This window comes from Acinetobacter sp. TAC-1 (genome assembly GCF_029025845.1).
GTDB lineage: Bacteria > Pseudomonadota > Gammaproteobacteria > Pseudomonadales > Moraxellaceae > Acinetobacter > Acinetobacter guillouiae.
On sequence record NZ_CP118892.1, the window covers coordinates 948,239 to 973,047 of the forward strand.

The following is a 24,809-nucleotide window of genomic DNA, read 5'->3' on the forward strand; positions in this document are numbered from 1 at the left end:
AAAATAGGAAATAGTGATGAATCCACTCAATATGACTGGTCTGGAAATTATGCAAGCATTCCAAAAAGGACTGGTGCCAGCGCCTGGTATTGCAAAAACCATGGGGATGGAGGAAGTAGGAGACGTTGAATATGGTCGCATTGTATTTATGGCCATTGCGGATGAACGTCATAGCAATCCATTGGGTGGGGTACATGGTGGTTTTGCCGCAACGATATTGGATTCAGTGACAGGGTGTGCCACACATACCGTCTTGACTGCGGGTGAGGGCTATGGAACTACTGATCTTGCGATAAAAATGTGCCGTCCAATGCCGTTTAATAAAAAGTTAATTGCTGAAGGTAAAGTCATCAACGTAGGGAAAAACTTAGTCATTTCAGAAGGCTATCTTCGAGATGAAGAAGGAAAATTGTATGCACATGCAACAGCAACCAATATGATCATCCGTCGTTGAAAGATTCTATTTCTGCATCATGGTTTTGAACTTGAATTTTTGGATCATGGCTTTAAAAGCAGGCCTTTGAAGTATTAAGTGCTGATCCTGTGATGTAGTTTATCGAATATCAATCGACCCAACGTTAAGCTGAGAATATAAAATGAATTCAGTTGTATTACATCAATGGGAAATCTCACCTTTTTGCCAAAAAGTTGCCAGGATGTTGCAATTTAAAGGGATTGCTTATCAGACTGTGGATTATAACGGTGTACTGGGTGCAAAAGTGCCAATGCTCAGTAAAGCAGGCAAGGTTCCTGTTCTAGATATTGATGGTCAACGTATTCAGGACAGTACCCGTATTGCACGTTATCTTGATGATGCTTACCCAGACTTACCACGATTATATCCTGCTGATCCTTTGCAAAAGGCCTATGTTGAACTTTGGGAAGATTGGTCAGACGAGTTGTTATATTTTTATGAGGTGCACTTTCGTGTCAGTGATGCTGATGCCTTAGATCATGCGGTTGAAATGAGTGCAAAAGGTCGCCCCAAACATGAAATATATCTGTTAAAACCCTTGCTCAAAGCAACATTAAACCTGCAACTTAAAATGCAGGGGACAGGTCGCATGGCCAAGCAGGATATTGAGGCGGAATTTATTCGTCATTTAGAGCGTATCGAATTGGTGTTGGCGCAAACAGGGTGGTTGGTTGGCGAGGGTAAAACACTGGCTGATATTGCGGTTGGTTCGCAGCTTTTAGAGATTGTCCGCACCAGTAAAATTTGGGGCACTAAAATTAAAGCTTATCCTTCTATTGCTCAATGGATAGACTTGCTATGAATACGCAGAATGCAACATCTCAAAATATAGCAACACTTCCATGTGTGGTTGTTATGGGCGTAGGTGCTGAACAAGGAATTGGAGCAGCAGTTTGTCGTCGTTTTGCTCAAGAAAAATTAAAAGTACATGTTGTGGGGCGTACTTTAGCGAAAGTGCAAGCTGTGGCTGATTCAATCAATGCGCAAGGTGGACACGCCGTAGCACATGCTTTGGATGCTGAAAATGAACAACAAGTGCAGACTTTTTTTGCGGAGAGGAATGCGCAAAAGGAGCATCTCGTCGCTGTTATTCATAATGTGGGGGGCAATATTCCCTCAATTTTTTTAAAGACCTCTCTTCAATTTTTTACTCAAATGTGGCGTTCTACTTTTTTATCGGCTTTTTTAGTGTCACAACATGCCTTAAAAATATTTGAACAACAGCAATATGGCACACTGATTTTTACCGGGGCAAGTGCATCTCTTCGTGGTAAACCTTTTTTTGCGGCATTTACCATGGGCAAATCCGCATTACGTAATTACGTACTGCATCTCGCCCAGATATATAAGCCTCAAAACATCCATGTTGCACATATTATTGTTGATGGCATGGTCGATGGTGATCGTGTTAATAAAGCTGTATTTGGTTTAGGACGCTTACTGAGACTTACACGAGGCACAGGTGGGTTAAATATCGAAGCGATTGCTGAGAATTATTGGATGCTTTATCAACAAAATCGTGATTTATGGACCCATGAGCTGGATTTACGTCCTTATCAGGAGAAATTCTAATATGTACAATTTAATTCCCCCATTGCTGAGAAAAAAATCCAAACTACAGGGCTGTATTGTTGTTATTGGCAATGAAACCCACTCGCTCAGCCAGCTTTTTGTGGATCAAGCACACAACAGCACAATGCTTGTATATCAAGTTCAGCATGATCCTACCCAAACCAATCTAAAGATTGAGCAACAAGATTCAGGACTAAAGCGGGTTCGTTTGAATCTGATCAATCCGACTGCTTTAAAAAATTTAGTTGGCTATATTCAACGAGCAGGGCATTCAATTGAACTGTGTATTTTCCAAGCTGATTTTTCAAAATCATTGTCGAATTCCGATGCTTCAGCCCAACAGGTCGAACAGCTTTGGCAAAATACTGGTTTGGCTGCGGTAAATATTGCCCAAGCGATTATTCGACAGATGTTGATAAAGTCACAAGGAACTTTAATCTTTCTAGGAACACAGCCCAACCTGATCGCTGAAAATAATGGCTTAACTCAGAGTATGTTTGCCAGTATTCGGGCATTGGCACAATCTTTGGCAAGAGAGTTTCATCCTAAAGGCATCCATATCACTTATTGTATGTTGGAAAGTTGGCATAGTCAGAATGTTGTCTTGATGGATTCGGTTAAAAATATGTGTTGGCATCTTTATCAACAACCTGATTCAACTTGGAGTCAGGAATTGAGTTTTGGTGTATAAATGCTATGGGGATCAATGCGAGAGAGCGCTAGTTAATCATATCCATCAAGCAGCGTGATTTAAACTTCAAAGCAATGGATTATCCTGAAACAATCGTACAATCCATTCGATAAAAACTTTTTGTCGTGGTGAAACCAGTGTTTTTGATGGATAAAGTAAAGAAATAGGCAGGGATGGAACAGGATAGTCAGTTAAAATTTGACAAAGTGTGCCTTGCTCTAGCTCAGATAAATAACCATAACGCGGTGCTTGGATGATCCCCAAATGCTGTTTGGCTGCTGCTGCATAGGTATTTGCACCATTGACTTGAATCTTTAACGGCAACTCAAAAAACTGTGTTTTCTTCCCTGTCAGAAACTCAAGCGGCAGTGGCTTTTGTCGAGCAGAAGAATAAAATCCGACCATAAAATGTGATTGCAGATCGTCTAAGCGTTGTGGTGTGCCATATTTTTCTAAGTATTTTGGACTGGCTAATGTCACTTGTTGAATATCGCCCAGATGCCTAACAATTAATTCACTATTATTGAGCTGACCTATACGAATGACACAATCAATGCCTTCTTTTATCAGATCTACATAACGATCGCTTTCAGTGAGTTGCAACTGTATCTGTGGAAACTCAGTTAAAAAATCATCTAATTTTGGCAGAATAAAATGCGCAGCAAAAATACCATGAACTGCGATTTTTAAAGGTCCTTGAGGTTTTGCATCAAGAAAATCATGATCAGACTCATTGATATAACCCAAGATATATTTGCAGCGCTCATAATAAATATGGCCTTCATCGGTTGCTTTTACCTGACGAGTGGTACGCAACAATAAGCGCGTATTGAGTTGGAATTCTAATTGTTTAATTGCATCGGTCAGCGTTGAGCGTGGCAGATTTAAGATCTGCGCAGCTTTGGTAAAACTTTGTTGTTCAACCACATTGACGAAAGCAGACATTGCATTGAGTTTATCCATACGCCATTCCAATTGTTCGATTTATTCGGATAAAGATGTCAGGTTTAACTAGATTATCTGGTTTTATCTGAACAGTATCATAGAAGCGATTAGAGGTATATTTTATTCCATGAGGTCATCACGATGCATACAACAGATCAAACACAGCAAGAAAAAGTGATTTTAATTACAGGCGCTTCTCGCGGGATTGGTGCATTTACTGCCAGCTTATTGGCACAACAAGGCCATAAAATCATTATCAATTATGCCAGTAACGATAAAGAGGCGGAGCATGTCTTGAGTAGTATTCAAGCGTTAGGTGGAACAGCGAGTCTCTTTAAAGCCAACATCAGCCATTCTAATGAAGTGACTGCATTATTTGATTATGCAATTCAAACCTATGGTCGATTGGATGTGCTGATCAATAATGCAGGGATTTTGAAATTAAGTAAGATTGTACAATTAGACGATGAAAGTATTGATCAAGTTTTAGCAATTAATATTAAAGGCCCTTTATATACCATGCGTGAAGCTGCTAAGCGACTGCAAAAGGGCGGTAAAATTATTAATTTATCCAGTAGTGTGGTGGGGATGAAACTCGAAACTTATGGTGTTTATACTGCATCAAAAGCTGCCATAGAATCCTTAACGGCAATTTTAGCCAAAGAGTTAAGAGGAAAAAATATTACGGTAAATGCAATTGCACCTGGGCCTACGGCAACTGAACTTTTTCTTGAAGGCAAAAGTGATGAATTGATTGCTCAGTTAAGCAAAGCTGCACCTTTAGAGCGTTTAGGCACTGTAGAAGATATTGCCGCAGTGTTGGATTTCGCAGTAAATGAAGCGAGTAATTGGGTCAATGCCCAAGTCCTTCGGGTCAATGGTGGGATCGTTTAATTCCATAGGGAAAATCCTGACCCAAGTCTTTAATTGGGGCGATAGAGGATAATCACTTTATTTATCTGCTACCGCCCCAGATTCTGATGAGATCAAGACCTGTGCGAATCAAGTCTATACAGATTATTTTTTATAGGCTTTCGCTTGGGTTAAGTATTTTTCCATTTCTTCATCTGGAACCATTCCTCCTCCAGTCCCCCAGACAATGTGATTGGCATTTTCCAATTGCTGTTGGCTAAAGTGATGTAGTGCAGCATAGTCTTGATGTTGATTGGTCAAAATTGGCCCAAGCATACCCGCCAGCGCAGAAGGTTCTAATTTAAGCTGTTCTGTATCATTGAGCATGCCCAAGAGTACATACATGGTTTCATCCGTTAATGTATAAAAACCGTCTAATAATCTTTGCATTGCTCGACCCACAAAGCCAGATGCTCGCCCAACAGCGAGGCCATCAGCAGCGGTGATATTGTCTATACCCAGATCTTGAACTGAAATTTCATCATGTAAACCCGTTGCAACACCGAGTAACATACACGGTGAATGAGTCGGCTCGGCAAAAATACAATGTACATGATCACCAAAGGCCATTTTTAAGCCAAATGCAACGCCACCGGGACCTCCGCCAACACCACAAGGTAAATAAACAAATAAAGGATGTTGTTGATCAACCAAAATATTTTTTTGTTCTAATTGTTGTTTTAAACGCTGCCCAGCAACTGCATAACCTAAGAATAAGGTTTGTGAGTTTTCATCATCGATAAAAAAGCAGTTTGGATTTTCTAATGCTGCCTTTCTGCCTTGTTCTACGGCAACACCATAATCTTCAGCATATTCAACTACTGTGACATTGTGCGCACGTAACTTATCTTTTTTCCATTGACGTGCATCTGCTGACATATGCACAGTCACATCAAAGCCTAATTTTGCACTCATAATGCCAATAGAAAGGCCTAAATTTCCGGTAGAACCGACCGCAATACTGTATTGACTAAAAAACTGTTTAAACTCTGGACTATCCAGTTTTGCATAATCATCTTCAATGTTTAGGCGTTGTGCTTGAATCGCAAGCTTTTCAGCATGACAAAGTACCTCATAGATGCCACCACGGGCTTTAATTGAACCCGATATAGGAAGATGACTGTCTTTTTTAAGCCATAACTGACCCTGGATCGATTGTCCAAAATACTGTTCTAACTGTTGCTGCATTTGAGGAATTGCTGCCAGTTCGGACTCTATAATACCTTGAGATGCCGCTGTTTCTGGAAAGGCTTTCATCAAATAAGGTGCAAAGCGTGTCAAACGTGCACTGGCATCATCAATATCTTTTTGGTCCAACCCGACATAGGGCAGCCCTTCTACCAGTGAGGTAAAATTGGGATTAAACCACGCCACTTCTTTGAGTGCGATAAGGTCTTTAACAATCGGATATTGGGCAATCAGCTGATTAATCTGTTGAGCGTTCATAAAATACTCCTAAAGGCTTAAATAAAATGAGAAAGCAGGAAGGTGCAGCCCAATGCGGTGAGGGAGGCAAGGAAAGTTGCAGAGGTATAGTATTTAAAGGTTTCGTTTAATGTAGCACCACAGTATTGTTTGACTAACCAAAATAGAGAGTCGGTCACAATGGTAAAACCGATGGCACCTGAACCAATCGCAATCGCCATGATTTCAGGACTAATATCCGGATAGAGCGGTAACATTGGCGCAACGATTGCAGTTGCACCCATCATTGCAACAGTGGCAGAGCCTACAGCTGCATGTAAAATCAGCGCAACCAACCAAGCAAGTAAAATTGGATGCATATGCAAGTGGGAAAGCGTAACAGCCATTGAGTCAGCTAAACCACTGGCTTTTAAAATACTGTTAAATGCACCACCAGCCCCAATGATGAATAAGATGTTGGCAATTGAAGAAAATGAGTCTTCTGTAGCTTTTAATAAGCTTCCCATCTGCATATTACGACGTAGACCAAGGGTGTAGTAGGCAACAAATACCGCAATAAACATGGCGGTGATCGGATTGCCGATAAAGCCTAAAATGTGTGAAAGCTGAGTGGATGTATGGGGATTTAATTCAGCCACTGTTTTGATTAACATTAATCCAATTGGAAGAAATACCGTAAATAAGGTGATTTTTAAAGAGGGTAAGCTATGTTCTTCTTTCAGGGCGAGCTTTGAAAACTCGACAGGTACTGCTTTAAACGGTAAACGTTGACCAACTAATTTTAAAAACAGTGGGCCACCAACCAGTGCGGCTGCTAAACCCACCATTAAGCCAAAAATAATCACGGTACCGACATCAGCCCCTAGTTTATTGGTGACATAAAGTGCGGCAGGGTGTGGCGGTACCACACAATGTACAGCCATTAATGCTGTGCATAATGGAATCGCCAATTTAAACAATGAGATTTTGGTATGCTGCGCTATAGAAAAAGCCAAGGGAATTAATAACACCACACCAACTTCTACAAATAAAGTGATGCCACAAAATAGCCCAATCAGCACCATGACCACATCACTGGATATCCAGTGATACCGTTGCAAAGACAGGGCGATACGTTCAGCAGCGCCAGAAATTTCCATCATTTTGCCGAGAATGGTACCCAGTGCAATGACTGTGGCAAGGAAACCCAAGGTGCTTCCAATCCCATTTTCAATTGCATTGACCATATCCAGTAATGGCATTTTCATTGCTACACCGACAAAGAAGCTTGCCAGAAGCAAAGCTAAAAAGGGATGCAGTTTAAATTTTAAAATAGTGAAAATTATTAACCCGATACTGGTTAATAATATACCGACATCCACGAAATTGGTTTCCATACCATATATCTCTGTGACAAAAGTTGTTCTTTGTCTATTGAAGTTAAACCAGAGAAATCCGTCAAACGATGATATTTGATCTACGGGTTAAAATAATTCACTTGAAAAATAAATCCTAAATAAATTTTGATTTTTAAATGATTTATACGTTATTTATATGGGCATAGGACAGCAAGAAGCATGTGATCAATCATTTTGTTTCAGCAAAAAGGAAAAAGGCATGACCAACGCACATAAAAATCTAACCGGTTTTCAACTCTCAAAACTGTATACATTTGAAGTTGCGGCTAGACATGAGTCTTTTGCACTTGCTGCTGAAGAATTGTCTTTAACCCCAAGTGCGGTAAGTCACCAAATTAATTTGTTAGAAAAAGAACTTAATATCAAACTGTTTTTACGTTTGCATCGTAAAGTAAAGTTAACCACTGAGGGACAGCGGATTTTAGCTGCTTTACAATTTTCATTAGACTCGTTAAACGTTGAAATTAAGGCACTGCAAAATCAGCAACTTGTTGGCTCACTCACGATTTATGCAAGACCATCGATTGCTCAGTGTTGGTTAGTGCCTCAATTGCCTGATTTCATCCAACGCTATCCATTGATCCAACTTTCAGTTTTAACGGGTAATGAGGATGTAAATTTTCAACGTAGCGGAATTGATATTGCGCTTTATTTTGACAATCAACCGTCTTTTCAGTTGAATTATCAGTATTTAATGGACGAATATATTATCCCGGTATGTAGTCCTGCATATGCGGAAAAATTTAACCTCTACGATCATCTAGACAGCTTAAAAAACTGCACATTGCTCCATGACTGCCAAGCATGGAGTAACGGCACAGGCGCAGATGAATGGAACAGTTGGACGCAGCATTTTAATGTAAATATGGATCATTCTTCAGAGATGAGTTTTGACCGATCTGATCTGGCTTTGATTGCTGCTAAAAATCACTTGGGTATTACCATGGGACGTAAAAAACTAGTAGAAAAAGACTTAGAAAGTGGTGAGCTAGTAATGCCATTTAAAAACATGTATTTAAAATGTGATCAGCACTACTATATTACATCATTGAAAAATAATGAATTACCTAAAGTTAAAGCATTTAGTGACTGGATAAAAGCACGAGCAAACTCAGAAATAGGGCATCAATGAAAAACTCTAAACCCTAGAAAAAGCCGAGCAAGCCTTAAATAAAAAATCACGAAATCAATTTTATGCTAAAACCTAAAAATTAATATTTTTTGCTGTTAGAATTTTTATAATACTTGATTATTATGGTGAATATTTGAGTGTTTATATTTTAATAACGCCAATCAGAATAAAAAATAAACAAACCTAAATATAACGAGAAATTAAAGAGAAATAAAAAGGAAAGATGTAATAAGTTTTTATATTAACAATAGGATGATTGAGGTGGAAAAGCTAAATTGAAAATGACATTTTAAAATATAAACAACAACAAAATATACGAATTTTAAGACAGTAAGATCATCCAAAAATACAGATTCTCCCTCTAAAGTCATGTTCAAATTTTTATAAAAAAGTGAAGTTTAATTATAAATATTTATTATTTTTCAATATCTTGATGGATTTTATTGAATGTTGAAAAGCAGATCTAGCAACATTGTTATTGTAAATAAAATTGTAATTGATTATTATTCTCATTTGTTGATTATGTGTGTATATTTGTAATCCATATTTTTACTTCTGATTTGAAGATACTGGATGACCTGAAATATACACATTTAATGATGATTAATATCATTGAATAAGATTTCTCCCTCATCAATCTAAACCCTGTTGAGCTATATGAATAGGGGCATGATGAGGGTAATCTATATAACAAGTATCGAATTTAAATATTGATTTTTTAAATAGCAAAATGGAAAGAATTTTTTAATTCAACAAATATTCACCTCCAAGGAAACGAACATGAAAAAATTGGCGCTATGGATGACCAGTTTAACTGCAATGGCAACTGCTGGATCAGCGATTGCTGCTACAGTCGATCAATCCAATGCTTATCAACAGGCATATGCATTATATGTGCTTTACCATCCTAATAATAAAGAGCAGAACAGTAGCACTTTAATTAAGCAATATACTCAGGACTATGCCGAATTGTTTAAGGCGAATAAAAAAGTCAATCAAGTGCAGTTTGTTCAATTCGAGCAAGCACGTTTAGAGCCATTACTTAAACAGCGCCGTGAAATGTCAGAAAAACAGGCGCATGTACGTTATGGCATTCTCGATAATAATAAAGACCAGAAACTGACTTTAAAGGAATTTCAGGAGACAGGTTTAAAAACCTTTAATGAGTTTGATAAAAACTTGGATGGTTTAGTAAATGCAGAAGATGCCAAATTAGCGGGCAATAGTAATGCAACGCATGATGGATTCCGTGTGAAACTACCAATTTCGATGCCGATGCCAAGTAACATCAACGAATTTATTAGCCAATATGGTCAAGGGAAAAACTATGTAACGCTTGGAGATTATCTAACAGCGCGTGACAAACAATATTTTGCAACCGATGTGAATGGTGATCATATTGTCACTGAGAAGGAATATGTGGATGAGTTTATGCAACGTTTTGATGCCAATATTGCAACAGGTAAAGTCAAAATGCAGGAAACGGCAGCACAACAATTTCAAGTGATTGGCAAAGGTAAAACAACAATTCAAGCCAGTGATATTCAACAATTTGCTAAAAATATGGATCAAGCGATCAGTCAATAAATTATAGTCAATACGTAATAAACAGTTTCTCGGCCATCTTGAGGATGATCGAGAAATTTGTTATTTAAAAGCGATAAACTTTTGATAAAAGTATAATAATTTTAAATTAAATGTTCTTTTAGAATTACCATATATCCCATTCGAGTATGTTGCGTAGTCTTATAAATGAGTTGGATAAATTAAAAAATTCAATTAAAAGGGCAAACTGAGCTCTCATTTTCTTTATTTTTTTGCTAAGATATTGCTAATAATTCTCATTCTCTTTAAGTATGTCTGATCCTATTAGCACACTATATCGTCATCACCATTCTTGGTTATATCAATGGTTAAAACGTCGCCTCAACCATAGTGAAGATGCCGCTGATTTAGCCCATGATACTTTTCTGCGTATCTTAAAGCGTAAAGATGAATTGTATTTTGATCAGCCGCGTGCAATTTTGACCACAGTTGCCAAGGGAATCTTGATTAATTGGTATCAACGTAAATCGATTGAAAAAGCCTATTTAGAGGCGCTTTCAAACAGACCTGAATATGATGAAATTACACCTGAGCAAAAAATATCGGCAATTGAATCTTTATGTTTGATTAATCAATTACTCAATCAATTGCCTGAGCGCCAGCAACAGGTCTTTATTTGGTCACAATTAGAAGGGTTGACTCAACAGGAAATTGCAACACGTTTAAATATTTCTACCCGAACCGTGATGCGTGATCTGGTTTCAGTACTGAGTCAATGTTTAGCTGTTATGGATTAATGCCTGCATGTTGCATGATCAAATTTATCAAGAAACAGCGCAATGGATCATTAAAATCCAACACGCACCATTGAATGAAACTGAACAGCTTGAATTTGAACAATGGAAACAGCAAAGTTCCCAACACCAAGCTGCATGGTCTAAAGCCGAACGCTTATTGTATAGCCTTGAGAAATTTCCCGAAGATGGGCAGCAGCTGATTCAGCAAGGCAAGAAAAATGCCCAATTTAATTTAAACAAACAACTGGTGCTTGCCTGTTTACTGTGTTTTGGCAGTGTCATGCTATGGAACTCGGATTATCGCTATATATGGTTATCGGATTATCGTACTGCGGTGGGTCAGCAGAAACAGGTTGAGCTGGAAGATGGGACACAACTTCAATTAAATACCCATACGGCTTTGGACGTGCGTTATACAGCGCAACAACGTATTGTAAAATTACATTATGGCGAAATACAAATACGTACGGCCAAAGAAAAAAATCATGCTTATCGCCCATTCTTGGTCGAAACTAAATCGGCAAATCTGCAAGCGCTTGGCACTGTATTTAATGTTCAGTATTTCAACAACAGTGAAAAGCAAACCTGTCTAGGCGTCATAGAAAGCGCAGTGAAAGTCAGTTTGAACCAGTCCAAACACACTAAAATTGTCCATGCTGGTGAGCAGCTCTGCTTTGATGATCGCAATTTTAAAGTATTACAAAGTTTAGATCCAAATATATTGGCGTGGAAAAACCATATGGTCATGGCTTTTGAAATGCCGTTGGAAAAATTGCTTCAAGAGATTGGGCGCTATCAACACCAATATATAGACATTGACCCTCAATTGAAGTCGTTAAAAGTTTCAGGTTCATATCCAGTCAATGACTTTGGCACCTTACAAACAGCATTGCAATTCAGCTATCCAATCAAAGTAGAACGTTATTTTGGGGATCGTGTGTTGAGCATTCAGCCGAAAGCTGAAAATCAGAAAAGTAAAAATAATTAAGAAATGATGTCAGTTTTTACAGACAAGGCGGGTAATACAGTTAAACCAAACAAACTGGAGAAAATTGATGAGCACGTCATTCACACTCAACCGCCTTGCATCTCGTTTAAAAACAGAGACAGCCAGTCAACATGAATATATGCATCAATTAATGGAAAAAGCCCAAGTATTTAAAGATGTCGCACATTATGCAAAATTTACTTTGTCACAGTATTATTTTCAAAAAAATGTCGAATATTTATTTCAACATCCCAAGGTTGCAGCCTTGATTTCAGATTTAGATATTCGTGGGCGTTCACAAGCGGCTTACTTAGATCTACAGGATCTTCAGATCGAACCAGAGTCGTTGGCCTTGGTTACTGAAACTGTCGGCTTTCCTGAAGCGCTGGGTTGGGTCTATGTATCAGAAGGTTCTACGATGGGTGCAGCATTCTTATTTAAACAAGCGCAACAAAGTTTGGGGTTTTCCGCAGATTTTGCTGCGAGAAATTTGGCTGCTTATCCAGAAGGGCGGGCCAAAGTCTGGAAACACTTTATTGAGGAACTTGATCAGGCTGACTTTACTCAAGATGAGCAAGATCGTGTCATTTACGCTGCTCAACAAGCATTTGATTATTTTGGCGCATTATTAAAAGACATTCATTCAACATGAAGAAAGCGTCTTCTGTCAGCAATCACACACAAGGCAAAGACTTAACGCTGTTAGCGTCTTTGCCAGTAACGCCATCCGCAAATTTACATTCATCCTCAGTGGTGCGTGTGATCTGCATCATCTTGGCAATTTTGTGTCTTGTTCTCGCTGTGGTGGGCATTGTATTGCCAGGGATTCCAACTTTTGATTTTCTCTTTTTGGCAACAATTTTTGCCTCAAAAGGTTCAGCACGCTTGCATCGTTGGTTACATCAAAATCGTTATATTGCAATGTTGCTCGCACAATATCATGGCGGTTTTAAACAGATTTCGCGTTCACGTAAATGGATGATGACATTGAGTATTTTATTCGGTACGACAATGTTAATGGTGTCTTCACTGCATCTGCACTTAAAACTTAGTCTGTTGGTCATTTTGCTGATTGGGTTGATCTGGATTTGGACCAGACCAGAAAAAATATAAATTTTCATGTCATGTTTTAACAATTCACTGGGTAATGATTATTGAAAATGAAAATCATTCACAAGTGTGGGCGTTCCTATGAAGTTTAAAAAACAAACTCTGGCCATGTTAATACAGTGCTTTTGCATCAGTGGTGTTTATGCACAAATTACTCCCAATGTTTCGATGGCAGCGAAAAAAGCGCCAGAAAAATATTATCAAATTTCAGAGAACCAATTGGGCTATGTGCTATCAAGTTTTGCAGCACAGTCGGGTATTGCCTTAAGTTATGATGCAAATATTTTAAAAGGGTTAAAAAGTAAAGGAATTACCGGGCATTATAGTGTAAAGCAAGGCTTCGATTATTTGCTTACAGATCACCCTTTTCGGGTAGAGCAGCAAGGTTCGACTTATGTCTTAATTGCTAAATCTGGCTCAGCTAAACCGAATACAGAGAAAAACACTGCGATTGCAAATACAAGCACTCCGTTAAATAACCCTTCACTTTTCAATAATACGGACAGTGACGTTGTTACGCTTCCTCAGATTAAAGTCAATGCTGTACAACAAAAACAAAAGGTCAATACAACACAGCTGAATCGTGAACACATTAGCCGATTTAGAGGCACGGGGAATGGTGATGTGTTTTCTGATATCGCTGGTGTACAAGTCAATAGCCTGCGTAACGAAGCGGGTGCAATTGATATTGGCATCCGTGGAGTACAAGGTGAGGGGCGTGTTCCTGTAATTATTGATGGTAGCCTACAATCCAGCCATACCTTTCGAGGCTATCAAGGAGAGAGTGACCGAACTTATATCGATATGGATTTGATTAGTCAGATTGAAGTCGAAAAAGGCGCATCGCGAGCGAAATTTAGTGTGGGCGGTATTGGCGGAATCGTGAAAATGCGTACACTCAGTGCAAACGATATTTTGCTGCCTAATCGTCAATCAGGTGTCATGCTAAAAGGCAGTTTTTATAACAATAACAAAGCACCACAGACCTCAGATAATGAGCGTGAGCAGATGTCTTATCTGCTTCGTAATAAACTGTCCTCGAATAATTTTCAAAATGGCGCTGGCACAATCGCTGCTGCTTATCGGAATGATGTATTCGATCTGGTGGCTGCTTATAGTAAACGCGAAGTCGGTAATTACTATGCTGGAAAACATGGCATTGATTATTATGAAGCGCGAGATATTGTTGATGTTGGACCCGGTCAAGAGGTGGTAAACACCAGTTATAAAAGTGATTCAGGCATCATCAAAGCGGGTATGAATATTACAGACGAACATCGTGTTGAAGTGAATATGCGCCGCCATATACAAAAAGCGGGTGAGGTCATGGCTTTTTATTGGAATAGATCGCAAGTGATTGATCCCAACTCTCCACCTTGGGGATACATCGATGGTGATTATGTTCTACCCAAATATATAGAGGGTGCATATACCATGCCACAATGGTCCCTTGGAACCGCAGCGATTAATGCATTCAGTGCCAACTATACCTATAAGGCCAAGAATAATCAGTGGTTTGATTTAGAGTTAGGGGTTTGGCATACCAATGCCAAATATCGCCAGCACAATGGCATGCTTGGCATAGCCAATTCTTATTATGGCGACCAATACTGGGGAAGTTTTCAGGACTATCGTAGTGGGATTAATTTAGAAAACACCAGTAAAATTGATGCTTTAACCTTGAATTATGGTCTGACATATGACGAGCAACGGATGAAGCCACAAAATCTTATTGATACTGAAATCGCACGTGATGGATTACGTCAAGAATCCTCTTTATTTCTCAATGGCGATTATATCTTTAAAGATTTTACCCTGAGTTTAGGCAGTAAATGGCATAAGGCAAAAGTTAAGGATTATGGAGACCAGTATGTCGCAATGAGACCGGTCGCCAATTCCGATTTAAATGACAAAGGCTATGCGCTTCGAGATTATGACGGAAAGATCGACTGGATGGCGCAGCTGAATTATCAGTTGCTGAATGGTATTGATGTCTATGCAAAACTCTCCAATATGTACCGCAGTCCAAGTTTGTTTGAATCGACAGTTTCCAAACAAACCTTTAGTTATGATCCAGATCTGCCGATTAAATCAGAGAATTCTCGTCTTGTTGAGTTTGGCTTTATTGGGCACAACGATAACGTATTCACTGAAGCAGATCAGTTAAAATTCAATATCAATTATTTCCGTAATCAAACCCAAAATTTCCTGACCCAAGGGGTCCAACGTAAAGATATTGTTAATGAGATTACGCCTGATTTTATTTTGCCTTATACCACCTCATATACTTTCCTAAATTATGAGCAAGTTGTATTGAAAGGTTTAGAGTTTAATCTTGCTTATCAGCATCCAAGTTTCTTTGTGAACATGAATGGAACTTTATATCAAGCACCGAAAGTATGCCCAGCGACGAAAGATGATTGTAATGAGGTCGGAGATTCTTGGAGTCTGATTTCAACACGCTTGCCACCACGTAAACTATTTAATATTAGTTTAGGCAAGAGTTTGTTTGAAAATAAACTGAATGTGGGGGTACGTGCTAGATATCATTCTGAAAAGAAAAATCCTAAAGGTTGGTTACAGGGTACAGGGGTGAGTGGGCGTGCGGTGACTGAAATTTCTTCGGAAACCTTAGTTGATATTTTTGCGAGCTATAAACTGAATCCAAATCTAAATCTCTCGTTTAATGTTGATAACTTAACCAATCGTTATAACTTTGACCCTGGTACAGTGATCGGTATGCCGATTCCCGGCCGTACCATCAAAGCAGGGTTCGAAATGAGATTCTAGAATCATAAAACAATCAAATCGGCAAAACCTAACTGTAAAAATATGAGTGAACAAAGTAGTGAAAAATCAGTCGCTCTAAATCATTAGCTCTAAATCAGTGGTTAGAATCACGCATTAAAAAATTGATAAAGTTCTATAGATATAGAACTTTATCAATAAAAAATTATATTCAAGCGATCTGATCATACACAGAAGCTTAGACAGCAGCATGCTAGTTGTTCAGCCCACTCAACGTCATGATTTTTGCTCATGTTGGTCAATCTGTTGTAGCTCTCGTAAACGGCTAGAGTGAAGGTCTTGATTGTGTTGACGAGCCAACAGACTGTAAATTGTAGGTAAGACAAAAAGCGTAAAGAAGGTCCCGATCAACATACCACAGACAATTACAAGCCCTAGACCAAAGCGACTATGTGCGCCAGCGCCTGTGGCAAAAAGGAGAGGAATCAGCCCAAACACCATTGCCGCCGTGGTCATCAGAATTGGACGTAAACGAATTTGAGCAGCTTTTAGAATGGCCGCTCGCCGATCTAAACCTTCATGAACTTGTAATTCATTGGCAAACTCAACCATTAAAATACCATGCTTACTAATCAGTCCAATCAGTGTGACTAAACCAATCTGAGTGTAGATATTGACTGTGGCAAGTCCAAAAGCCAAGGGGATTAATGCGCCACAGATCGACAGCGGAACCGTAATTAAAATAATAAATGGATCCATTAGGCTTTCATATTGAGCGGCTAAAACCAGATAAATCACAATCAGCGCGGCTAAAAATGCAAACATCAAAGCGTTACCTTCCTGTACATACTGACGTGCATCGGCTTGCCAGTCATAACTAAATCCAGTCGGTAACTCAGATGCAGCCTGTTCCAGAAAACTTAAAGCTTGACCTAAGGAAACCCCAGCGGCGGGGATTGCCTGAAAAGTTGCAGCATTTTGTTGATTAAATTGAGTGAGTTTATTGGGTTCTACCTGTTCACTTAGACTGACCACAGTCGATAAGGGAATCAGTGTGCCTTGGTCCGTACGAATAAACTGTCGTGTCAGTGCTTGAGCTGTCAAACGTTGTGTATTGATGCTTTGAGGAATCACATCATAGGCACGACCTTGCATACTAAAACGATTGATATAATTCTCACCAACCAATGTCGCCAAGGCTTCACCGATATCTTGCATACGAATACCCAGACTATTGGCTTTGGCCCGATCAACCTCAATTCGAATCACGGGGTTATTAAAGTCAAGATCACTGTCGACCACCACAAAAAGGCCACTTTCACGGGCTTTTTGCTTGATGTTCTGCATCGCCTGATAAATGGTTGAATAGTCTTGTGCACTACGCAACACCATTTGTAAGGGTAATCCACCTGTTGAACTGGGAAGCGCAGGATTTTGGAATACAAAAATACTGCTGCCTTCTACATCACCGACTTTGGCTTGAAGTTGCTGTTGAATTTCATCCGCAGAATGCACTCGCTCAGACCATGTCGAAAGGGTTGTTCCACCAAAACTTGATGCAGGCCCATCTGTACCATTAATAATCCACGTGGTACTGGTTTCGGGGAAAGTCCAGAAGATTTCATCGAGTTTTTGATTAAAGTGCTCAGCATAATTCAGATTGGCATGTTGTGGTGCTTTGATGGCTGCCAATACACTGGCTTGATCTTCATTGGGCGCCAATTCTTTTTGAGGAAGTTGGTAAAGCAATGGAAGGCTAATAAAAATAGCGATCGCAAAAACCACTGTGATCCAACGATGATGTAATGAAAAATTGAGCAATTTACTGTAAAGCTGAGTCAAATGTTCAAAGAACCATTCGGCTGCTTTTGCCATTTTACCTTCCTGCTGTTTGGATTGAAGCAGAAATGAACTCATAACAGGAGATAGGGTTAAGGCAATAATCCCTGAAACCAAAACTGCGCCTGCTAAAGTAAAAGCAAATTCTTTGAATAAGGAACCAGTTAATCCACCCATTAAACCAATCGGAGCATACACTGCGGCCAGTGTAATGGTCATTGCAATTACAGGGCCTGCGACTTCTCGTGCCCCGATCAGAGCTGCTGCAACAGGGGATGCACCTTCTTCAATATGTCGATGGACATTTTCAACCACCACGATTGCATCATCTACAACCAAGCCGATGGCGAGTACCATGGCTAAAAGCGTGAGTAAATTGATGCTAAAGCCACATAACAGCATTAAACCCAAGGCACCTAACATTGACAGTGGAATTGTCACTACAGGGATCAAGACACTACGTAAAGAACCTAAACACAGATAGATCACCGTAATAACAATAATCAGCGCTTCGATAAAAGTATGTAAAACTTCATCAATAGAGGCATCAATAAAACGGGCTGTTTCATAGGCAAGATTGACTGTAACCCCCGGCGGTAAGGTTTTTTGGATCTCAGGCAATTTATCTTTAATTCCCTGTACGATCACCAGGGGATTACCTGTAGGCGTCGCTTGTAGACCGACAAAAATTGCAGGTTTACCATCCATAGAGGCACTTGTTTCTGTCGAAGCAGCGCCAACTTCAACTGTTGCCACATCTTGTAGACGAATTAGATTTTGAGCATCATTGCGTATCACCAGATTTTTAAAGTCCTGAATACTGGTGAGATCTGTGGAAACATTGACATTTGAAACCACCAATTCGCCTTTGACCTGACCCGGTGCGGCTTGATAGTTATTTTGACGGATCGCATTGGCGACATCGGCGGCAGTTACACCACGACTGGCCAAACGATCGGCATCCAACCAAATCCGCATAGCCAAACGCTGACTGCCATAGGTCTGTACCTTAGCAACGCCATCAATTGTAGACAGCATGGGCTCTACCACCCTAGACAAATAATCTGTTAATTCAGCCAAGGACAGTTGTTCGCTGGAAAATCCGATATAGGCGACATCGGTAGATTCACCTGAAGAACGTTCAATGACTGGATCAAATGCCTGTTCTGGTAGTTTGTAACGGACTTGATTAACCTTTGCCATCACCTCTGTTAACGCTTGGGTTGAGTCACGATTTAATTGCATACGTAACGTTACAGCACTGCGACCCTGTACAGTAGAAGAACTGAGATAGTCGATGCCTTCCACCGAAGATACTGCTTGAGCAATGGGTTGCGTGACAAAACCTTGCATAAGCTCAGCAGATGCACCGGGATATTCTGTATTGATACTTATCGTTGAGGTTTCAAGTAAAGGATACTGTCGGATAGGCAGTTTATTCAGGGAAAACAAGCCCGCCAGCAAGATCAAGGTGCTGACAACCAAGGCCAATACTGGGCGTTTTACAAAAAGGTCAGTAAATTTCATTCGCTTATCTCCCTAGACTTTGGGCTTGATCGAGGAAGATTGGGGATGCTCAAGTGTATTTACGGTCGGCTCAACTTGCATACCATCACTTAATTTAAGTTGTCCTGATACAACAACTTGATCACCTGCTTTGAGCCCAGATTTGACTACAACTTTGGCTTGATGGCGCTCACCGAGCACTACCGCCACACGTTGCACAATCAGCTTTTTATGGTCTTGTTTTGCAAGGAAGACAGTATTGCCATAAGCCGTATAGGTAATTGCAGTTTCAGGAACGACCAAGCTTGGGCGTTCAGATTCTTGGATGTCTAATTTGGCATACATGCCCGGTTTTAACTGTTGGTCATGGTTATTTAAAATTGCTTGCCCCTGTACAGTTCGCGATGTTGTAATCAGCGGTTCGATTGCACTTACCACAGCTGTAAAGGACTTTTCAGGAAATGCATCAATTTTGAGTTGTACAGATTGTCCGATTTTTAATCTTGATGCCAATTGTTCATCCAATGTGAAATTGGCAAGAATTTGTCGAAAGTCGACCAGATTAGCAATACCAGTGCCTGCCTCTAAATATTGTCCTTGATGTACTTGGCGTATTCCCATGACACCAGAAAAGGGTGCGCGAATCGCTTTTTGTTTTATGCTGGCTTGTAGCTGTTGGATTTCTGCACGCGTCATATCTCGATCAGCCAATGCTGTATCCATTTCTGCCTTTGAAATCGCATGACTATCAATCAGGAGTTTGCTGCGGTGATAGGCCATTTCGGCTTGTTTCAATTTGGCTTGCAAGCGACCTAATTGAGCTTGTTCAACATCGGTATTGAGTTGAACCAGTATTTGACCTTGTTGAACAGCTTGTCCAGATTGGAAATAAATCTGTTTGATCATACCTGTTGTTTCTGTTGACACTTTGACTTGTCGGATTGCTTCCAACTCACCAATACTGGAAAGCACTTGTGGAATATCTTGTTCGACCACTGTATTCAAAGCTACTTTGACTGGAGGATAAGTGCCAGATTGATGCGTTTCACTTGAACGAGAATTTAAATAAAAATAGATTGCGACACCCACGAGAATTAAAGTGATCGCGATTAGAAAAAGCCATTTGTTGTTTTTCATGCGACAACTCCAAGGTTGCGGAGTTGTTGTCGAAAATGACTGGCAATGGTCAGCGCTAAAAGACCGCCAATCACTGAAATATGTTCAAGTGCAAAGTAAAAGGCAATATTGGCCTGTATACCAGTCATGTTCCAAAAGTGATGCACAATCACAATTGTCAGTGCTAAAAATACGGAAAGAATCAGTGTGCCAAACCACATATGCCGCTCAAATAAAATACAATAGGCGCCCACAAGCAGAATCAACGCAGAAGCATAATTAAATAACCACGCAGGCTCTAGACCAGCAGCCTGCATTTCCAAAAATCCTGTTTCAACAGCAAGAATTTTACTAAGTCCTGAACTTAGAAATAGAAGCGCAAGACAACATCTGCTGATGGCCCACAGCCATTGGCTTTCTAAACTTAATTTAATGAAATATGGCATGAGAATATTTCCTGAAGAAATAAGACTGGATAATTAAAACCTTTAAAATGAATAGCTTGTTGTTATTCATAACAGCTGTGGCAAGCAGTCTAAAACCTCAAGTTATATTTAGGTCAATGGGCTTTGATCAGAAAATTTGTGGAGAGATAAGATTTTTACAATGGCTTAAATTGGCGATAGCGTTTTTTGTATTTTGAGTTGTAATGATGAAAAGCCATGGCAACTAAGATCAATTGACAAATGTACTTTGCTGAATTATAAAACCTCAAGTAATGTTGAGAAATATCAAAATGCAGGCAGAAGAAAAAATTGATTTTAATCGAATGATGACAGTCGGAGAGGTGGCTAAACGGAGTGGTGTAGCCGTTTCAACCTTGCATTTTTATGAGTCAAAAGGGCTAATTAAAAGTATTAGAACAAATGGAAATCAGCGTCGTTTTCCATCAATTGTCTTACGTTATATTGGAATTATTAAGGTTGCACAAAAAGTCGGAATTTCTCTGGAGGAAATTAAAAATGCATTAAGTGTTTATCCTATGGGAAGCAAATTAACCGCAGAACAATGGTCAGTGTTATCATCGCATTGGCGTAAGGATTTAGATGAGCGTATTCAAAAACTAACACGTTTAAGAGATGAAATGGATTGGTGTATCGGTTGTGGTTGTTTATCTCTAAAACAATGTCCTTTACGTAATCCAGAAGATGTATTGAGACACGAAGGATCTGGTCCCCGTATTTTAGAGCGTGAATAAGAACCCAATATTAATATTGGATACGTTTGATATTTTAGCTTTTTATCTTGGGCTGTTGATCACTTATGTTTGGTGAAAAAACTGTAAGTGCACTTTCAAGTTTTTAATCAGTGCAAATGACCATTATCAATAATGATATTGAGCTAAAAAGGGCATATTCAAAACCTAGTCAGTGTTGTGTAAATAACCAGTAATAAATAGACAGGTCTGTATAGACAGTCCGCCTAACTTTTTAGTAGAATACATCACAATTTAAAATTAAATAATAATGCATGTCTAACAATATTTACGCTGCTTTGGAGCAGCTTGGCTTATCAGCACAAAAACGTGCGATTCACGTACAATTTTCTAATTCGGCGTTGAGCCAGCAAGTATTCCTACAACGTATCGATGGAACACATCAAATCAATGAGGGTGTTCGGCTCCAACTCATCTGTCTTGCAACGTCAGCAAGTATTCCTTTAAAAAGCTTTATTGGAACTCAAGCTGCGATTGATATCGTCACAGATAAATCCGAGTTAACCCGTATTTCAGGAATTGTGACCCAAGCCGATATTGGCGCATCTGATGGTTCTCTTACCATCTATCGTTTGACTGTAGAAGACCCAACAGCACTTTGGAAACACCGTAGAAACTCTCGAGTATTTATGAATAAGTCGGTTGTGGATGTGATCCAGACCGTATTCCAAGAATGGGCACAACGCAGTCCACTGTTTGCTTCAAGTCTGACATTGGACAAGAGTGGTTTAAGCAAAGACTATGATGTACGCCCATTCATTATGCAGGCATCTGAAAGCGACTTTGACTTCCTGACCCGTTTGATGAGAAGTGAAGGGATTAACTGGCTGATCGATGAAGCACAACTTAAAGTGTCGAGTTCAACAGAACAAATCCAAGCACAAAAGCTTCGTTTAATTGATGATAATTCGCAATTTAGTGCCTTAGAACGCCGTAATATTCGCTTCCATAGAAGCAGCGCCGTAGAAAAAACTGATTCAATTACCAATTTTATTGGTCAGCGTTCCATTCAACCGACTTCGGTACATATCCAGCGTTGGCAAGCTGATGTATTGGATATTGATGAAGGCGCTGGCAGTGTCCAAAGTAAACACAGCCATAGTGAAAATTATGACAATGCCAGTCTAGCTTTAGAACAAGCATGGCACTTTAGCCCTGCATGGATTCAAGACTTGAATGGTGAAGATGGCGCAACGCCATCGGGCAACAGTCAGATTGAAAAATTTAACCAAAACCTCAGCAACTACTACGATTCACAAGCCAAACAATTTACAGCAACGTCAACAGTGCGCGATGCACATGTTGGCTATTGGTTTGAACTAAATGAACACCCTGAGATAGATCAACACTCAGGTGCAGACAAAGAATTTTTAATCACGGCTAAAAGCTTTTATAACCAAAATAACTTACCCAAAGATCTCACTGATCAAGTCACCGCTTTAGTCCAACAAAGCAATTGGCAAGCGACCCAAATCAGCAGCAACACGAGTGATGAACGTCAAGCCAGCAATTTAACCATTCAACGTCGTAATATCAGCACGGTTCCAGCCTATAACCCATTACAACACCGACCGATTGCATCACCACAACGGGCCAAAGTAGTGGGGCCAAGTGGAGAAGAAATCCATGTTGATGAATGGGGACGTATTAAAGTCCGCTTCCTGTTTAGCCGTAATGAAGACAATACCCATGATGGCGGTGCGGGTTCTAATGACAACGATACAGATTCAGCTTGGGTCGATGTTCTAACTCCATGGGCAGGTGAAGGCTATGGGGCGCGATTCTTACCGAGAATAGGAGAGATTGTTGTTATTGATTTCTTTGATGGCAACATTGACCGTCCATTTGTGGTTGGGCGCATCCATGAAGCACAACGTCATCCAAGCAAGTTTGATGACAAAGGTAAACTGCCTGACACCAAGAAGCTGGCAGGAATAAAAAGTCGAGAGTATCAAGGCAGTGGTTACAATCAACTGAGGTTTGACGATACTACTGGCCAAATCAGCAGCCAGTTACAAAGTAGTCATGCCGCCAGCCAACTTAACTTGGGCAAACTGAGTCATCCTAAAGACAAAGCGGAAAGTGATGATCGTGGTGAAGGCTTTGAGCTGAGAACTGACCAATGGGGAGCACTTCGCGCAGGGCAAGGTTTACTGCTTTCGACCTATAAACAAGACCAAGCCAAAGGTGACCACCTTGATTCAGAGCTTGCCAAAAAGCAACTTGAAGGTAGCCAGACCAACAGTAAAGCCTTAAGCGATATTGCCAAGAATCAAAAGACGGATGAAATAGAATCGATTGAGCAACTCAAAGAATTTACAGAACAGCTCGAGCAAAAAATTGCTAAATTTAATAAAGCCTTGCTTTTATTAAGCTCACAAGATGGGATTGCCCTAAGTACTCCTGAAGACATTCATATCTCCGCAGATTCGCAGATCAATCAAATTGCAGGCGATAGCATCAACTTGAGTACGCAAAAGAATTTGATTGCACATGCGCAAAACAAACTCAGTTTATTTGCTGCTCAAGGTGGCATTAAAGCCATTGCAGCGCAAAGTAAAGTTGAAATTCAAGCACAGTCCGATGCTTTAGATGTATTTGCCAAGCTGGGGATTAACATTTCATCTACTGATGACAAAGTTGTGATTAGTAGTCCTAAAGAGGTTGTGATTACAGGTGGTTCATCGCAAATTGCATTGAATAATTCAGGAATTTTCCCAAAAACAGGTGGAAAGTTTGAAGTGAATGCTGGGCAGCATGTGTTTCAGGGTGGGGCAAGTGTTAGTGCTAAGTCTAGCCTACCACCACCACCGAAACGTGCTTCAGGCGTTTTGGAGTTATTACATGATTATTCGCATGGTGAATTTGTTAAAGGGGCAGGCTATACCGTCACAGACACATTAGGCAAAGTGGTAAAAGGTAAATTAGATGATAAGGGTTTTGCCAGAGTTTCAGGTTTAGCGACTGGTTCAGTCAAAGTTTTATTTGAGCCTGATCCTCGTGATCCATGGGATGAATCGAGTGATTTTAAACGTAAAGTAGATTGGCCAAATAAAAATGATAAAGAAGGGAATATTGGTATTCAATCTGGCACTAAAGGTTTAACGGATACTTTGAAAGATGGTTTTAAGCAATTGAGCCAGCTTGCGAGTAATGTTAAATCGGTACAACAAAAAATTGAATCTGTTAAAAAGTTGAAAGACCAAGGTGCGAAAGCTTTATTACCAATGGTGATGCAACAGTTGCCAGATATAAATAATATAACCAATTTAGGGCAAACTTTAGAGGGTAATGGTTTTGTTGCATCTAATAACTCATTACGTGAATTGACTAAAAATAGTTCAAATAATTTAACAAGCAACAACATTCAATCCCCTTTTAAAACATTTTTATAA

General features: G+C 39.8%; 20 protein-coding genes. 14 read left to right on the forward strand and 6 right to left on the reverse strand.

What is annotated here, in order from left to right; genetic code table 11:
* The first annotated feature begins 16 nt into the window (after window positions 1-16).
* From PYV58_RS04430 to PYV58_RS04445, 4 genes are all read left to right on the forward strand, one after another.
* A complete protein-coding gene (locus PYV58_RS04430) occupies window positions 17-454 on the forward strand; it encodes a PaaI family thioesterase (RefSeq protein ID WP_034615473.1) in 438 nt (145 codons plus the stop codon).
* A gap of 142 nt (window positions 455-596) precedes the next feature.
* Window positions 597-1,277: a glutathione S-transferase family protein gene (locus PYV58_RS04435; protein ID WP_034615476.1), complete on the forward strand. Its 681-nt coding sequence runs from the start codon at window positions 597-599 to the stop codon at window positions 1,275-1,277.
* A complete protein-coding gene (locus tag PYV58_RS04440) occupies window positions 1,274-2,047 on the forward strand; it encodes an SDR family NAD(P)-dependent oxidoreductase (protein ID WP_004823500.1) in 774 nt (257 codons plus the stop codon). Before PYV58_RS04435 ends, PYV58_RS04440 begins: the two co-directional genes overlap by 4 nt.
* A gap of 1 nt (window position 2,048) precedes the next feature.
* A complete protein-coding gene (locus PYV58_RS04445; protein WP_034615479.1) occupies window positions 2,049-2,738 on the forward strand; it encodes an oxidoreductase in 690 nt (229 codons plus the stop codon).
* A gap of 66 nt (window positions 2,739-2,804) precedes the next feature.
* Here the strand turns inward: PYV58_RS04445 and PYV58_RS04450 are convergent, their stop codons facing one another.
* Complete coding sequence (locus PYV58_RS04450) at window positions 2,805-3,701, reverse strand: LysR family transcriptional regulator (RefSeq protein ID WP_034615481.1); 897 nt, start codon at window positions 3,699-3,701, stop codon at window positions 2,805-2,807.
* A 123-nt stretch (window positions 3,702-3,824) separates the two neighbouring features.
* On the opposite strand from PYV58_RS04450, the gene PYV58_RS04455 reads away from it, so the two are divergent.
* Window positions 3,825-4,577 carry an SDR family oxidoreductase gene (locus PYV58_RS04455; RefSeq protein WP_034615483.1) on the forward strand — a complete coding sequence of 251 codons (753 nt, stop codon included), beginning with the start codon at window positions 3,825-3,827 and terminating at the stop codon, window positions 4,575-4,577.
* Between the two features lie 123 nt (window positions 4,578-4,700).
* Here the strand turns inward: PYV58_RS04455 and PYV58_RS04460 are convergent, their stop codons facing one another.
* Together PYV58_RS04460 and dsdX are read right to left on the reverse strand one after the other, a co-directional pair.
* On the reverse strand, window positions 4,701-6,041 hold the full coding sequence (locus PYV58_RS04460; RefSeq protein ID WP_034615486.1) for a D-serine ammonia-lyase: 1,341 nt from the start codon (window positions 6,039-6,041) through the stop codon (window positions 4,701-4,703).
* 17 nt (window positions 6,042-6,058) lie between these two features.
* Window positions 6,059-7,396 (reverse strand): D-serine transporter DsdX, encoded by a 1,338-nt coding sequence (gene dsdX / locus PYV58_RS04465; protein ID WP_034615490.1) that lies wholly within the window; start codon window positions 7,394-7,396, stop codon window positions 6,059-6,061.
* Window positions 7,397-7,616: 220 nt separating this feature from the next.
* On the opposite strand from dsdX, the gene dsdC reads away from it, so the two are divergent.
* From dsdC to PYV58_RS04500, 7 genes are all read left to right on the forward strand, one after another.
* On the forward strand, window positions 7,617-8,549 hold the full coding sequence (gene dsdC, locus PYV58_RS04470; protein WP_034615533.1) for a DNA-binding transcriptional regulator DsdC: 933 nt from the start codon (window positions 7,617-7,619) through the stop codon (window positions 8,547-8,549).
* 780 nt (window positions 8,550-9,329) lie between these two features.
* Window positions 9,330-10,136 (forward strand): hypothetical protein, encoded by an 807-nt coding sequence (locus tag PYV58_RS04475; protein ID WP_034615492.1) that lies wholly within the window; start codon window positions 9,330-9,332, stop codon window positions 10,134-10,136.
* A gap of 269 nt (window positions 10,137-10,405) precedes the next feature.
* On the forward strand, window positions 10,406-10,891 hold the full coding sequence (locus tag PYV58_RS04480; RefSeq protein ID WP_034615494.1) for a sigma-70 family RNA polymerase sigma factor: 486 nt from the start codon (window positions 10,406-10,408) through the stop codon (window positions 10,889-10,891).
* Window positions 10,892-10,898: 7 nt separating this feature from the next.
* Complete coding sequence (locus PYV58_RS04485; RefSeq protein WP_034615497.1) at window positions 10,899-11,879, forward strand: FecR family protein; 981 nt, start codon at window positions 10,899-10,901, stop codon at window positions 11,877-11,879.
* A 67-nt stretch (window positions 11,880-11,946) separates the two neighbouring features.
* Entirely contained in the window at window positions 11,947-12,531 is a 585-nt protein-coding gene (locus tag PYV58_RS04490; RefSeq protein ID WP_034615500.1) for a biliverdin-producing heme oxygenase, read from the forward strand.
* Window positions 12,528-12,992 carry a YbaN family protein gene (locus PYV58_RS04495; protein ID WP_034615503.1) on the forward strand — a complete coding sequence of 155 codons (465 nt, stop codon included), beginning with the start codon at window positions 12,528-12,530 and terminating at the stop codon, window positions 12,990-12,992. The genes PYV58_RS04490 and PYV58_RS04495 overlap by 4 nt, the downstream gene beginning before the upstream one ends.
* 78 nt (window positions 12,993-13,070) lie before the next feature.
* A complete protein-coding gene (locus PYV58_RS04500) occupies window positions 13,071-15,779 on the forward strand; it encodes a TonB-dependent receptor (RefSeq protein WP_034615505.1) in 2,709 nt (902 codons plus the stop codon).
* A 234-nt stretch (window positions 15,780-16,013) separates the two neighbouring features.
* Here PYV58_RS04500 and PYV58_RS04505 read toward each other — a convergent pair whose 3' ends face one another.
* Genes PYV58_RS04505 through PYV58_RS04515 form a run of 3 tightly spaced genes read right to left on the reverse strand, consistent with a single transcriptional unit; the run spans window position 16,014 to window position 20,644 of the window.
* Window positions 16,014-19,103, reverse strand: coding sequence for a MexW/MexI family multidrug efflux RND transporter permease subunit (locus PYV58_RS04505; RefSeq protein WP_034615508.1), 3,090 nt, complete (start codon window positions 19,101-19,103; stop codon window positions 16,014-16,016).
* Between the two features lie 12 nt (window positions 19,104-19,115).
* A complete protein-coding gene (locus tag PYV58_RS04510) occupies window positions 19,116-20,219 on the reverse strand; it encodes an efflux RND transporter periplasmic adaptor subunit (RefSeq protein ID WP_034615510.1) in 1,104 nt (367 codons plus the stop codon).
* Window positions 20,216-20,644, reverse strand: a complete 429-nt coding sequence (locus PYV58_RS04515) for a DoxX family protein (RefSeq protein ID WP_034615519.1) — start codon at window positions 20,642-20,644, stop codon at window positions 20,216-20,218. Before PYV58_RS04515 ends, PYV58_RS04510 begins: the two co-directional genes overlap by 4 nt.
* A gap of 290 nt (window positions 20,645-20,934) precedes the next feature.
* Here PYV58_RS04515 and soxR point away from each other — a divergent pair, with 290 nt between their 5' ends.
* On the forward strand, window positions 20,935-21,396 hold the full coding sequence (soxR, locus tag PYV58_RS04520; RefSeq protein ID WP_004823478.1) for a redox-sensitive transcriptional activator SoxR: 462 nt from the start codon (window positions 20,935-20,937) through the stop codon (window positions 21,394-21,396).
* Window positions 21,397-21,668: 272 nt separating this feature from the next.
* On the forward strand, window positions 21,669-24,809 hold the full coding sequence (locus tag PYV58_RS04525) for a type VI secretion system Vgr family protein (RefSeq protein WP_275059713.1): 3,141 nt from the start codon (window positions 21,669-21,671) through the stop codon (window positions 24,807-24,809).

Excerpts from the sequence above, each read along its gene's own strand:
- PYV58_RS04430 (WP_034615473.1), top strand. The coding sequence starts at position 17 with ATGAATCCACTCAATATGACTGGTCTGGAAATTATGCAAGCATTCCAA.
- PYV58_RS04435 (WP_034615476.1), top strand. The coding sequence starts at position 597 with ATGAATTCAGTTGTATTACATCAATGGGAAATCTCACCTTTTTGCCAA.
- PYV58_RS04440 (WP_004823500.1), top strand. The coding sequence starts at position 1,274 with ATGAATACGCAGAATGCAACATCTCAAAATATAGCAACACTTCCATGT.
- PYV58_RS04445 (WP_034615479.1), top strand. The coding sequence starts at position 2,049 with ATGTACAATTTAATTCCCCCATTGCTGAGAAAAAAATCCAAACTACAG.
- PYV58_RS04450 (WP_034615481.1), bottom strand. The coding sequence starts at position 3,701 with ATGGATAAACTCAATGCAATGTCTGCTTTCGTCAATGTGGTTGAACAA.
- PYV58_RS04455 (WP_034615483.1), top strand. The coding sequence starts at position 3,825 with ATGCATACAACAGATCAAACACAGCAAGAAAAAGTGATTTTAATTACA.
- PYV58_RS04460 (WP_034615486.1), bottom strand. The coding sequence starts at position 6,041 with ATGAACGCTCAACAGATTAATCAGCTGATTGCCCAATATCCGATTGTT.
- dsdX (WP_034615490.1), bottom strand. The coding sequence starts at position 7,396 with ATGGAAACCAATTTCGTGGATGTCGGTATATTATTAACCAGTATCGGG.
- dsdC (WP_034615533.1), top strand. The coding sequence starts at position 7,617 with ATGACCAACGCACATAAAAATCTAACCGGTTTTCAACTCTCAAAACTG.
- PYV58_RS04475 (WP_034615492.1), top strand. The coding sequence starts at position 9,330 with ATGAAAAAATTGGCGCTATGGATGACCAGTTTAACTGCAATGGCAACT.
- PYV58_RS04480 (WP_034615494.1), top strand. The coding sequence starts at position 10,406 with ATGTCTGATCCTATTAGCACACTATATCGTCATCACCATTCTTGGTTA.
- PYV58_RS04485 (WP_034615497.1), top strand. The coding sequence starts at position 10,899 with ATGTTGCATGATCAAATTTATCAAGAAACAGCGCAATGGATCATTAAA.
- PYV58_RS04490 (WP_034615500.1), top strand. The coding sequence starts at position 11,947 with ATGAGCACGTCATTCACACTCAACCGCCTTGCATCTCGTTTAAAAACA.
- PYV58_RS04495 (WP_034615503.1), top strand. The coding sequence starts at position 12,528 with ATGAAGAAAGCGTCTTCTGTCAGCAATCACACACAAGGCAAAGACTTA.
- PYV58_RS04500 (WP_034615505.1), top strand. The coding sequence starts at position 13,071 with ATGAAGTTTAAAAAACAAACTCTGGCCATGTTAATACAGTGCTTTTGC.
- PYV58_RS04505 (WP_034615508.1), bottom strand. The coding sequence starts at position 19,103 with ATGAAATTTACTGACCTTTTTGTAAAACGCCCAGTATTGGCCTTGGTT.
- PYV58_RS04510 (WP_034615510.1), bottom strand. The coding sequence starts at position 20,219 with ATGAAAAACAACAAATGGCTTTTTCTAATCGCGATCACTTTAATTCTC.
- PYV58_RS04515 (WP_034615519.1), bottom strand. The coding sequence starts at position 20,644 with ATGCCATATTTCATTAAATTAAGTTTAGAAAGCCAATGGCTGTGGGCC.
- soxR (WP_004823478.1), top strand. The coding sequence starts at position 20,935 with ATGCAGGCAGAAGAAAAAATTGATTTTAATCGAATGATGACAGTCGGA.
- PYV58_RS04525 (WP_275059713.1), top strand. The coding sequence starts at position 21,669 with ATGTCTAACAATATTTACGCTGCTTTGGAGCAGCTTGGCTTATCAGCA.